Below are 12,657 nucleotides of genomic sequence, written 5' to 3' on the forward strand. Positions count from 1 at the left end.
GTTTCATACTTTTATTTTTAGTTGTTTTATGATTATTTAATTCTGCTCAGGTGGTGTCTTGTAATGATACTCGTTTTCCGAAACGATATATCCATCTGTATTTCGTATGAGTTTAAGACGTTTAAAATCATCATACTCATAGTAAACTGTAGACCCTTTTGGATCGGTCATACTGGTAACTCCTATTAATGGATCATAGGTATACGTAGTAACCATGGCGTTTTTCATGGTTACATGATTTCTTATTTTATTAAGAGTTGTTCGCATACTACTGTCACTATAACTTCCTGATTTAATATTATTTAAATTTGCAGTAGTCAGTGTTCCTATTACTTGGCTATAGGTGGCATTCTCTATCTTGGCTACGGGGTACACTTGATTATAACCCCAGATATAAACGATATGGATGCCATTGGCTTTACTAACTTCTAAAGGCTTACCATTCTCATTATATTTATGATATATAATTTGGTCCTCTAAGGCGACATTGCCCTTGGAGCTTTGTACGGTTTCAAGCAATACTATATCATCTGGGTCATTGCTTTGTGTATCATTGTCTACATCCCAATTCTTGAAATTAACGCGCTGTAAACTTAATAACTCACTAAGCTCTGTTTCTCCATTATTATTTTTATCATTGTAGGTTTCTGTTTGTATCACATTAGCTGGTTGATAGGATGTTCCTGAAAATTGTAATCGCTCGATTGCATCAAATTCTGTATTTGTAACACTACCTCCTATTGACAACGAACTTGTGCCAGTTATATCATCTGGATAATACGCTAAAGTTTCTAAATAGTCACCGGTACTCGTATGAACTGAAGTTCTTGTAGGCTGATAACTCTTATTGTTATTATATTCATAATTGGTTGTTTTAACAACTGGGTTATCACCATTGAGATCGTATAACGTTTCTATACTCTCGTCTAAATGCCACCACTCACTCCTAATCCTATAATCACTGTACTTGACTCCATATTTAAATAATGCTTTACAGCATGCAAGGTTTTGGCAAAGATTACCAGCAAATAGCTTATCTTCACTATTCGTAAAACTTCTACTTAAGCCGTACATATAGGGCTGGTAATCATCTGAGGAATAATGATTTTCTTTAGAATATAATAACTCACCAGCATTATTATAATCTTCTTGTTTTAATAACTGTCCATTATCAAGATGGACCTCATTGGGTATGGAAGTACCATACTCTGCAACGGTCTCCAATTCATTTTTATAATAATACACTGTTTTACCTAGGGGATTATTTTGTCCATCTGTTTTAGACACACTAACCTGATCATACCCTATGGATTGACCATTGGCTGAACTTGCTACTGGAATTATAGGGCTGCTTGAAAATGTTTTGCCTACAGAAATTATATTCACCTCAGATGCTGTATGATTTCCTCCAGTACCAAGAACTTCTAGGGTACTTTTATACTCATGTCTTTTTGCTTTTCCATATTGAATTGGAGACAATAGTTTTCCTGAAGATCTCCTAACTATGGGCGAAGGTTGTTCTGGATGTGCTATTTCATACTTTTTACCTTCTCGAGTATAATCATATTGCGTAGTTCCTACTAAAGTATCATTAGAATCATAATTCCTTATTGATTTTACACGTAAACCTCCTCCTAATTGATAATCAAATTCTCCAACGGTTTGAGAATCTATTATACTTAGTTCCCTATAATCAATATATTCTGCTATTAAATCCATCCCAAAGTTTGCTCCCGTATTAACTTCCAATATATAGTCTCCCGGAGGTAATTTAACACCCTGAACAGATCTAAACTGCTCGTTGGTTACATTAGGTTTAAACTTTATTATCACACTCCCATCTTGTCTTTTTAAAACTCCTTCAGCACCCGTTGTATAGGCTATAGTTAGCATGAAATCCAATCTTACTCTTGTTGTGTTCGTAATTGTAAAGCCCTTGGATAAACCGTCAAATTCATCAGTATCTGTTTGTCCTAAATAAGATACTAAATGTATTTTGTTCTCGGTAAAATCATAAACTGGGGTTTCTGGCCCTTCTGGTAAATCCACAACAGGTATATCTCCCTCTACTGGCCATCCAGCAAATCTTCTCGAAGTATATTTTGGGTAATAATTGCTATACGTATTAGTTTCTAAATCAAATTCGGTTTTACCCTTAGTTGGGTAAGTAATACTTTTTAAAGTATATACCTTATTTAATACAGTATCAACAGCATGCTTTAAATAACCAGTATTGAAAAGGTTATGACCTGGCGGATAAATCTTATATGATAGCGATCTGCCTACGATAGAATCTATTATGGGGTTATTACCTGAAAACTCATCTCCATATTCACTGAGTTCTTCATTTATAATTACTGGAGTAGCGTCATTCTCAGCATCCACATCCAGGCTTGAGCGTTGAAGGGTTGAAAACTCATTATCACTTCGGCCCCAATACCCCCAATGATCTATTTTATCTGAATTTTTAATGATAGGGTCTATATGGGAAGGCCTATCGATGTATTCAAAAAGGTGAGGATTCTTATTTACTCGTTCATCATTTTCATTAATGTAATATTCTTGAACACTTTCGAGACTTAGTTTTTTATAATAATGATCTGTGCCAGTAGACGATTCATTAACATAGGTATATTCAAATTCAAAACCTTTAACCAGATGATCATCAATATCATAAACTTCTATACTTGAAAGTTTTTTTGGTGGTTCTCCGCCACTGGGATCAAACAAATCACTTCTATTGGTAGTTATAAAAAGCACATAACCCTCATCAAAATCAATACGCTTTAAATTAATTTCATCAATATCTTCAGTAGACCATATTCTAGAACTATAGGCTACATCTGGTAAATGAACATCCGTAAAAACAAGATCATCATTATCATATGGTGCTGGTGGTGGTCCATAAAGACTATTAACTTTAAGTGTAGTTGTATAGGATTTAAATTGTGGCGTTCGGATTAGGCCTTCATAATCATAGTCAAAAACAACCTCCTTATTCGTATTAGATGTAATACTTGTAAGTAGCCAGGAACTAACTGTTGTTTCTACTCCAATTATAGTACTTGCCTCTATATCTCCAGTACTAATACTCTTTGTAACAGGTTGTCTAAAACCATAAGTTAATCCTTTTAAATCTTGTACACGCCAGTCCAAACTATCGATTTGAACACCAGTATTTCCAAGATTATCTATATTAAACTTTAATCCATCACCACGCTTAACCGATGTTCCTTGTGGGAAATCATCGAAAATAAACTTGCCTGAATAACCTAAAAAACTATAGAAATATAAGTCTGGAAATAAGTCTCTTCTATTTTGCTTAAAATACTGCAAATACTGAGCATCACTTATACTATCTCCATTTTTATTACCTTCTGACAGTTCAATTATTGGTTCTTTAAAATGATAATTAGTTGACTCATAATGTCCAAAATCATCAAAACTTCTTTTTTGTTTACTTAGACTACCTCCAGCATTTAAAGACCATCCAAGACCTACCCAACTTGCCTCCTGAGATACTTTAATTCCTGAAGCATGATAACTAAGACTTATAGGTACTGTAATATCTCCAGATTTTATAACGTATAACGGAATATTTATACTTGGTATACCTGTATAATGACCTACTGGGTAGTTCCCATATTGTTGCATGGCTTCTACATTTGGCGAATTCGGCATTAAATCCGGAAGCTGGGTCTGTTGACCAAACATTTTTCCAATTGTTACAGCTATTAAAAAGATTGCTAAAAATGAAATACAGGTTTTCATAATGATGAGTTTATCAAAATTTAATTCTGTATAAAAATAAGTCTAAGACAAAAAAATATTGTAGGGTTTTACATTACTTGTAGTAGGGAAAGTAAAATTATTTAATTTCTCCTCGTAAATTTTGGATAACATATAATTGTATCTACTATGAAAATAACATATCATCTAAATGCAAATTCTGGCAATAATAAAGTACTCACATATATTTGCACCACTTGTAGGTGAATATTAAACTACGGTGAAATATTATAAAAGAGTATTGGAAGCGTTCTAAACCATATCATAATCTAACACAGATCCCATTAAGACCTAAGACGATACACTAAAAGACTGACTCCTAAGTGATTGGCGAAATAGATATTACTAAACAGAAGTTACATTTTTTAGATAGCCCCAAAACAAGTAATACTTTATTCTAGACATACGGTTAGAGTCAATTGCCTAAACACAAAAACAAATATTATAATTCATATAATATTTGTTATTTTTCCTTACTAAAAGTAAGGGATTTCCATACCCATTATTATGGTCTAATAAATAGATTGCAGACATAATTAAACAGGTTTCAATCTGAAATAATGAAAAATTAATAGCAAATGACCCAAATTATCAATGTCCTCATTCTGGACGATCACCCACTAATTGCTGATGCTTACAAAATGGCAATTAATCACGTTAGTTTAACTGATAAAAACCTGAAATTTAACATTAATGTTGCTCATGATTGCGATTCAGCCCTTGAAAAAATTAATGAAGCCAAAAAAGGTTTAAAACTTGATCTTGTTTTATTAGATATTAGTATTCCGCCATCTAAGAATCGAGATTTGTTATCTGGTGATGATGTTGGAGCTAAACTAAAAAAGGAGTTTAAAAATGTAAAAATAATTGTTATCACTTCACATAATAACAATTACAAACTTTGTAACATTTTCAAATCATTAAACCCAGATGGGTTTTTAGTAAAAACCGATATCTCAATTCAGGAATTGGTAACGGCTATAACAAATGTTTTAAATGACACACCGTACTACAGTAAAACGGTAACCCGGTTGATACGTAGTCATATGTCTAGTCAAATTGTGATTGATAAAAGAGATCGTATGATACTTTATCACCTATCACAAGGCGCAAAAATGAAAGATCTTCCGGAAATTGTTCACTTGTCAATTGCGGGTATAGAAAAAAGAAAAAGACAACTACGCGATGTTTTTAATACACCACAAAAGGATGACAAGGCACTTATCGATAGAGCAAAAGAGAGTGGTTTTATTTAATTTATAATCGAGATTTATGAAAATCATAAAAAAAGACATCTACAAAGTCCCTGCTTACAACTTACAAGAAGTCCTTATTGTTTTAGTTATTATAGGGATTCTTTTGTTATTGGCGCTCCCCAACTTGATGCCTTTAATTAGTAAAACAAAAAGTGTTGAGGCTCAAACCCAGTTGAAATACATTTACAACTCCCAAACCACATACAGATATATGTATTCAAAATATGCTAACGACTTAAACGAGGTAGATTTTGAAGCTCCTAAAACAGTAAAAGAAAACGGTAACAGCAATTACAGTTATGAACTACTAACTGCTGATAATAACAGTTTTAAAGTACGTGCCACAGCTATAACAGATTTTGATGGGGATGGCGTATTTAATGTTTGGGAAATTGATGAACTTGGAACACCCAAACAAATTGTAAAAGATTAATGGTATTTATAAAAGTTATATTAAGTTTTTCTTTTATCCTTATTCTTTTCCAAGATTATAAAGAGCGGAAAGTATATTGGTTTTTATTTCCCATAGTAGGCATACTTGGTGGTATCCTTTTTTATTTTAACACACTACCTGAAGTTTTTTTTTACTCGTTATTAGTTAATACTATTTTTATTTTGCTATTAGTAATTATTATATTTTTTTACTCAAAACTAAAACTTAGAACAAATATTCTAAACACAATTGGTTTAGGTGATATTTTAATTTTTATATCATCCACGGCTTTTTTTTCAAGTTTCTCATTCATCATAATCTTTATAAGTGCTTTAATTTTTTCATTGGTACTACATCTGTATCAAGTGCGCAGTTCAAAGCAACAAGTAACAGTTCCGCTTGCTGGCTATATGTCTTTATTTTTTTTAACATGTTATTTATCAAACTGGTTGGGTTTAGCAAATAACTTATATATGATTTAGAAAGCAGATGAATAAGGACTATACCATACCAACAGAACATGTTCAACTTATAAGTAGTGAACAGGCCTATCATTACAGAATTATACCAATTGATTTTAACAGTAGTCAATACACTTTTAAATCTGAAGATACCACAGAATCTTTAAAGCGTGAATTACGGATTGTTTTTGGAAAAAATATAAAACTTGCCTCTGAATCTTCAGAAAACATAGACCTTTACTTATCAAATAATTTTAGGAAAAGAGAAGTTAATCATTCAGAAGATTTACATTATTCTAGTGATTTTTTAGAACAATTATTATTGACAGCCAAGAATATTGGGGGCAGTGATATCCATTTTGAACCTTTCGAGTATAAATGTAGAGTACGTTTTAGGCTGGATGGTAAACTGAAAGAACACTTTATTATTTCCCTTTCTGAATATCCTGTAATTATTAACAAAATAAAAATTAAGGCGGGATTAGATATTTCAGAAAAGCGATTACCTCAAGACGGAAGAATTACTATTAAAGGCAACAGTGGTGAATTTGACATTCGTGTATCAAGCCTACCTACCCTACATGGAGAAAAAATAGTACTTAGAATTTTAAGCAAGGATGCCAATAATTTTGATATTGAAGATTTAGGTTTTACAGAAAGGGAATTAAGAACGTACAAAGAGGCTATTAAAAACCCAAATGGTATTATTCTTATTTCGGGACCTACGGGTTCGGGTAAAACGACATCGCTTTATGGTACTCTAAAGCTTTTAAATGATGATAAAACAAATATCATAACCATTGAAGATCCTATTGAGTATACATTAGAAGGCGTTAACCAAGTGCAACTAAAGGAAAATATTGGTTTAGACTTTGCCAGCGCTTTGAGAACTTTTTTACGTCAGGACCCAGATATAATTATGGTAGGAGAAATAAGAGATGTTAAAACAGCTAATATGGCAATTCGTGCGGCGCTTACAGGGCATCTGGTATTATCTACGATTCACACGAATTCTGCTTGGGCAACTATTTCAAGATTAATTGACATGGGCGTTCCTGCATTCTTAATTGCTAGTACGCTTAACGTTAGTGTAGCACAAAGACTAGTGAGAAAGTTATGTCCTAATTGTAAAAGTAAAGACATTATTAGTCCGGATATATTTCCAGAACATTTTAGCATTCCAAAGGATCTTATTAATCATTTTGTTCCTAAAGGCTGTACAGACTGTTATCATACGGGATACATAGGCAGAAAGGCTATTTATGAAATCATTCCTATCACTAAATATTTAGTGCCGCATATAAAACAAAATGACCTTGAAATAAACAACTATTTAAAAGAGCATCACATTTCAACCTTAAAACATAATGCTATAAATCTGATTAAACAAGGAGTAACATCGGTAGAAGAAGTATACGCCCTACTAATTGATTAAGCTCACCAATGAAGAAAGTATTATATATCCTATTACTCTGCTGTTCTGTAAGTTTTTCACAAAATGAAGACTTACGGATATCTAAAATCAGGGCACAACTAGAAGTACTCGCTGTTGAAATCCCAGGGTTAACAGAACAGGCTAAAATAGAAATTAATGTCAACAATGTTACTTTAGCCAATTTTATATTGGCGGTTTCAAATGCGCATAGTGTAAACATTAATATATCATCAGAACTTAATCAAATATCCATTTCAAACAATAATTTCTCTAATGTTACGGTTGCAGATTTATTAGTTTTCTTATGTAAAGAATATGCACTTACCATTAATTTTACCGGTAATATCCTCTCTATTAAAAAGTATATTGAACCAGCAAAAACTCCTGAAAAAAAAACAATTCCTGTTTCTTATAAACCAACAGAAAACACAATAAGCATAGATGCGAAAAATGATGAGCTCTATGATGTTTTTAAGCGTATCATGGATGAGAGTGCCAAAAATCTTGTTTTTACACCTGGTATGGAGAGTAAGCTTATGACCTCTTACATTAAAAACATGCCTTTTGATGCTGCGATGGACAAATTGGCTTTGAGCAATCACTTATTGTATGAGCGCACTAAGGATGGTTTTTATGTGTTTGAAGATAATAGTTCTTCGGATAAAGAAGGCACCACAACATCTAGAAAAAAAAGTAGTTTAGAATACGAAGTTCTCGATCGAGAACACAAATTATTAGATGTGAATTTCACTAATACGCCTATTGCATCTATAATTCGTGATATTGGTACTGATCTTAATATTAATATTTTTACAGCTACACCATTAGATAGAGCCGGCACAACATCTTTTAGGGCCAAATCTATTTCCTTTGATGCTATGTTGACTAAAATATTTGAATCACAAACAGATGGATTTAGTATGTCCAATACAAATAGTCAGCAAGCTTCCAATAATAAAAAAAGAACTAAAAATGGGAACCAGTTACAAGCAAGTAATATGGCTCCAAGACTAACCTACAAAAAAGAAAATAACATTTACTTTTTTGGAACTGAAGATCAGTTAAGTGTTCGAAAAGTTGAACAAATCCATTTAATGCACCGGTCGGTCGAATTGCTTTCAGACCCCGCTGGTGGGAATAGCAGAAATAGAACTGTTGGCAGCAATAGCAATTATAATAGCAACAACAGGTCTAACATTTCGGGTTCTAGTTTTGATAACAATTTTAATTCGCAATCGAACAGAAATTCAAACCTAAGTAACAGAAACCGATCTCAAATAAATCATAATTCCAGTAATAATAGTTCCAGAGGAAACCTTCAAACTATTGAAGCTATTATCCCTATTGAAATTTCTGAAGGTTTAGATATAAAAACCGATTATGAGCTTAATAACCTTTATGTTACTGGAAGTAGTGAAAAAATAGAAAGGCTTAAGAACTTTATTCATTATATAGATAAAACGGTTCCTGTTGTTTTGATCGAAGTCATGTTTGTTGAAGTTAATAAAAATAACACTATCGAAACTGGAGTAACTTGGGGTATTGGAGAAGAGCCTACAACCACTTCTGGTGATGTATTTCCTAAAACAGACCTTTCCCTTGGTGCTAAAACAATAAATAGCATTTTAGATGGATTTAACAGCTTTTCAGGGTTAAACTTAGGCAAAGTGGTTCCTAACTTTTTTGCTACGATAAAAGCCATGGAAAATAACGGAAATCTTAAAATTAAATCTACACCAAAGCTATCCACATTGAATGGGCACAGGGCAACCTTCTCAAATGGAGAAACCTCGTATTACACAGTAACGCAACGTAACATTTATGGTACAGATAATCCGCAAACTTCGGAAATAACAAACTATGAGCCTATTGACGCAGAAATTGGCTTGACTATAAAACCCCTTGTTTCTGGTGATGGCCATGTTACTTTAGACATATTTGTCATCCAATCCAGTTTTGGTGCCCGCATAGCAGAAAATGCACCTCCAGATATTAAGTCTCGAGAGTTTAGCTCCATTATTAGAGTGGAGGATCAAGATATAGTAGTACTTGGTGGTTTAGAACAGAATTCAAGAAACGATTCTGGAACTGGTGTACCTCTTCTAGCAAGGATCCCTGTTATTAAATGGTTATTTAGTTCCAGAAAGCGTGAAGCCGCAAATGCCAAACTTACCGTATTTATTAAACCAACTATTATTTATTAAATGTTAGAAGCCTTTAAGTCATATTTGCTTTATGGAAATAAATTTTGTGGTATTGAGCATACTACTGTTAATAATAGTGAGGCGATTAATGTAACTCTATTAAAAAAAACGAAAAAAGAGGTTGGTATCCAAACAACTCGAACATCAAAGACGGTTAAAGAACTTAATGAATTACTACCTAAAAAACAACACGTTTTTTTAATTGTAAATAATGATCAAGTCTTATCCAAAATTATTAAAAATGAATCATCCACAGAGTTTAATTTAGTTAACAAAGCATTTCCAAATATTAATATATCTGAGTTTTACTATGAAATACTGAAACAAGGTGACACCTCTTTTATATCTGTTTGTAGAAAATCATATTTAAATGAATTAATTGAGATTTATACAAAAAATGATTTAAGTGTTATAAAATTTTCCCTTGGCAATTTAGCCATAACTAGTGTTGTCCATTTTTCGCAAAATGACCAGATTTCAACATCTAATTCAAATATTACCATTAGTAATTCAATGATAGAGAACATTCTCCTTAGTGACTCCAATATGGACACTGTCTACGAGATTAATGGGCTCAACGTTCAAAGCCCCTATATGTTATCATTTTCAGGAGCTTTAAGTTCTATTTTAAAAACACATCAAACTAAGAGTAATTTTTTAGATTTCGAACACACATTATTTGACACTTATAAACACACGCATTTTTTTAGTCAGTTTTTAAAAATAGGATTAGCTTCAATTCTAGGCATTTTGCTTTTAAATTTTCTTTTTTTTAATTTTTACTTCGAAAAAGTAACCGCATTAAGTCAAACCTGTCAAATTAATCAAACTGCAAAAGCCAATATTATAAACCTGAGTGAAGCAGTTAGTAAATCAAAAAAAACTACCGATGATATGCTTAGGAGTAACACCTCTAAAAGTTCTTACTTCATTAGCAGTATCATAGCAAGTTTACCTGAATCTATATTACTCTCTGAACTCATTTATCAACCACTTATAAAAAGCATAAAGCCTAATAAACCTATTTTATTAAACAATAACACGATCCATATCACTGGAGAATCAAATAATAGTGATTTATATTCAGACTGGATAAATACTTTAGAAAGTATGGATTGGATTCATGCCGTGAAAGTTACAGATTATAGTGATTCGAAAACTAAAACGTCTCACTTCAGTCTAGTGTTAACCCTTATATAAATGAATAAAAAAAACAAGAATATAGTATTAATCATCGTCTTCTTTATAATTCTGGTATTGTGCTATAATTTGGCTATTTCTAACACGCTTAATCTAAAAAAATCCTATGAAAGTTTAAAACAGGAGGAGATATCATTTAAAAATACGCCGAAACAATTATCACTTCTAAAACAAAAGCAAAAATATTATGATTCTTTACTAAATAAATATCATATTCATGGAAACTCAATTCAAAACAATCTGTTAAAGGGATTAAATACGTTTTCCAAAAAACATGATTTAAAAGTTATTGAATTCAAGCAACCTCATAGCTTTAAAAACGATGATCTTACCATCAAAACTTATAGTTTTACTATTGAAGGAAACTATAACAATTTATTAAACCTTATTTATACTCTTGAGCAACGCACTAAGTTTGGTGAGATTATTAACCTTCATTTTGAAAGGAAAAAGAACTTTAGGCTGGGCAAAAATTATTTACAAATGCGTGTTTTATTGAAAAGTTTTTCTTAAAATTTAGTATTCCTAGAATTCCTCTAAACTGATTTTTTACTAATTCCCTTATAAGGGACACTTTATTCTAAAATTGCTTTGGGATTTGCGGTGCACTAATGCAACCTTTTTAAGGCTAAATTGCTGATTAACAAATAAATACCAAAAACAGACCCATTAAAAAATTATACGCTGATTATCAGTTGGTTACAAAACAAGGTTTTACTCTTTTTTACACTTAAAGGCATAAAAAAACCACATTCTATCTCTAAAATGTGGCTTCGTTTTTTATTTCCTTACTCTTATCGCCACTAGGAAATCCTAGCGGTAGCGAACATACTGTACCCGAACGGGGTATGTCATATTTACCGCTCTCTCTTTCTAAGAGTTTTTTTAAGATAAATTCCACTTCCTAAATTAAGAATTACTAACAAGTTATTTTTATCATAAATTTTATACCTGATTTTTATTTCTTTGTCGATTCCATAAAAATCTTTAAAGAAAATATCATTAGATTTTACAAAGGTTAATACGCTACTACTTTTATCAAACCTAAAATTAATATATCTATCAGTAGATACTATTTTCTCACTCCAAGATGATTCAAAAATTTCAACATTAAATACTTCTCCTAAATAATCTTTATAATAATATTCACCTGTAATATTTGATTTAATGACTTTCTCTGCACTATGGAAAACGTCTTTATCTACTAATTCAATGTCTGAAGCAGGAACATTTTTGTAAATAATTTTCACATATTCTATACATCTACGTTGTAAATAAGTATCTGATTTTTGTGCATATAACTCTCTAGTTTTTTTTTCTTCAATTACTGAAAGACCATCATATAAAACCGTAGTACATTCTTCTAATCTAATACTATCATTTTTAGATTTATTATACTCTAAGCAATCACAAAGGATAGTATTAATTTTTTCTACTTTATTAACATCTACTTGACCAAAAAAAAGTGTTGTGTAAAAACAAAGAAAAGAAAGTAGTATTAATGTTTTCTTAACCATAAGTTTTAAGTGATATTATTATTGAAGTTATAAATGCTACTAGCGATACTAAACCAACAGTTATCTTCTCTTTTTTATAACTTAACTTTAACCAGTTATTTATTTTTTGTTTGTTCCTTTTATTTGTGAAAAAATAGTAAGAAAAAAAGAATATAGATAACACTAAAAATACTAATAATAAAGTACCAAAACTTTTAATACTATACCCAATAGATTTAGTTATTATTGAAAATATAGAGCAAAATGTAACAGTAAATACAGCCGAAGCTCTAGCATCTTCATTTCCAACACCTATACCAATAAACCTGATTAATCCCAGTATGCTAGCGTAATATTTATATAAAAAATTCATTTTAGTTTAG

9 protein-coding genes are annotated in these 12,657 nt (G+C 31.5%); 6 read left to right on the forward strand and 3 right to left on the reverse strand.

Going from position 1 to position 12,657, the window contains the following annotated elements; translation table 11 throughout:
* Positions 1-36 precede the first annotated feature (36 nt).
* Entirely contained in the window at positions 37-3,771 is a 3,735-nt protein-coding gene (locus tag Q0857_RS16220) for a hypothetical protein (RefSeq protein ID WP_298537760.1), read from the reverse strand.
* Between the two features lie 596 nt (positions 3,772-4,367).
* On the opposite strand from Q0857_RS16220, the gene Q0857_RS16225 reads away from it, so the two are divergent.
* From Q0857_RS16225 to Q0857_RS16250, 6 genes are all read left to right on the forward strand, one after another.
* On the forward strand, positions 4,368-5,045 hold the full coding sequence (locus Q0857_RS16225; protein WP_298537762.1) for a response regulator: 678 nt from the start codon (positions 4,368-4,370) through the stop codon (positions 5,043-5,045).
* 16 nt (positions 5,046-5,061) lie between these two features.
* On the forward strand, positions 5,062-5,478 hold the full coding sequence (locus Q0857_RS16230; protein ID WP_298537765.1) for a prepilin-type N-terminal cleavage/methylation domain-containing protein: 417 nt from the start codon (positions 5,062-5,064) through the stop codon (positions 5,476-5,478).
* A gap of 489 nt (positions 5,479-5,967) precedes the next feature.
* Positions 5,968-7,374, forward strand: a complete 1,407-nt coding sequence (locus Q0857_RS16235) for a GspE/PulE family protein (protein WP_298537768.1) — start codon at positions 5,968-5,970, stop codon at positions 7,372-7,374.
* Between the two features lie 8 nt (positions 7,375-7,382).
* Entirely contained in the window at positions 7,383-9,578 is a 2,196-nt protein-coding gene (locus Q0857_RS16240) for a general secretion pathway protein GspD (protein ID WP_298537771.1), read from the forward strand.
* Positions 9,579-10,778 carry a hypothetical protein gene (locus Q0857_RS16245; protein WP_298537775.1) on the forward strand — a complete coding sequence of 400 codons (1,200 nt, stop codon included), beginning with the start codon at positions 9,579-9,581 and terminating at the stop codon, positions 10,776-10,778.
* Positions 10,779-11,291 carry a hypothetical protein gene (locus tag Q0857_RS16250; RefSeq protein ID WP_298537778.1) on the forward strand — a complete coding sequence of 171 codons (513 nt, stop codon included), beginning with the start codon at positions 10,779-10,781 and terminating at the stop codon, positions 11,289-11,291. It begins immediately after the preceding gene.
* A gap of 344 nt (positions 11,292-11,635) precedes the next feature.
* Here the strand turns inward: Q0857_RS16250 and Q0857_RS16255 are convergent, their stop codons facing one another.
* A complete protein-coding gene (locus tag Q0857_RS16255; protein ID WP_298537781.1) occupies positions 11,636-12,295 on the reverse strand; it encodes a hypothetical protein in 660 nt (219 codons plus the stop codon).
* Positions 12,288-12,647 carry a hypothetical protein gene (locus tag Q0857_RS16260; RefSeq protein ID WP_298537784.1) on the reverse strand — a complete coding sequence of 120 codons (360 nt, stop codon included), beginning with the start codon at positions 12,645-12,647 and terminating at the stop codon, positions 12,288-12,290. The genes Q0857_RS16255 and Q0857_RS16260 overlap by 8 nt, the downstream gene beginning before the upstream one ends.
* Positions 12,648-12,657 lie beyond the last annotated feature (10 nt).

Origin of the sequence: uncultured Algibacter sp., from assembly GCF_947495925.1 — a bacterium.
GTDB lineage: Bacteria > Bacteroidota > Bacteroidia > Flavobacteriales > Flavobacteriaceae > Algibacter_E.

Bases quoted from the DNA above. Each gene is read 5' to 3' on its own strand.
- Q0857_RS16220 (WP_298537760.1), bottom strand. From the start codon at position 3,771: ATGAAAACCTGTATTTCATTTTTAGCAATCTTTTTAATAGCTGTAACA.
- Q0857_RS16225 (WP_298537762.1), top strand. From the start codon at position 4,368: ATGACCCAAATTATCAATGTCCTCATTCTGGACGATCACCCACTAATT.
- Q0857_RS16230 (WP_298537765.1), top strand. From the start codon at position 5,062: ATGAAAATCATAAAAAAAGACATCTACAAAGTCCCTGCTTACAACTTA.
- Q0857_RS16235 (WP_298537768.1), top strand. From the start codon at position 5,968: ATGAATAAGGACTATACCATACCAACAGAACATGTTCAACTTATAAGT.
- Q0857_RS16240 (WP_298537771.1), top strand. From the start codon at position 7,383: ATGAAGAAAGTATTATATATCCTATTACTCTGCTGTTCTGTAAGTTTT.
- Q0857_RS16245 (WP_298537775.1), top strand. From the start codon at position 9,579: ATGTTAGAAGCCTTTAAGTCATATTTGCTTTATGGAAATAAATTTTGT.
- Q0857_RS16250 (WP_298537778.1), top strand. From the start codon at position 10,779: ATGAATAAAAAAAACAAGAATATAGTATTAATCATCGTCTTCTTTATA.
- Q0857_RS16255 (WP_298537781.1), bottom strand. From the start codon at position 12,295: ATGGTTAAGAAAACATTAATACTACTTTCTTTTCTTTGTTTTTACACA.
- Q0857_RS16260 (WP_298537784.1), bottom strand. From the start codon at position 12,647: ATGAATTTTTTATATAAATATTACGCTAGCATACTGGGATTAATCAGG.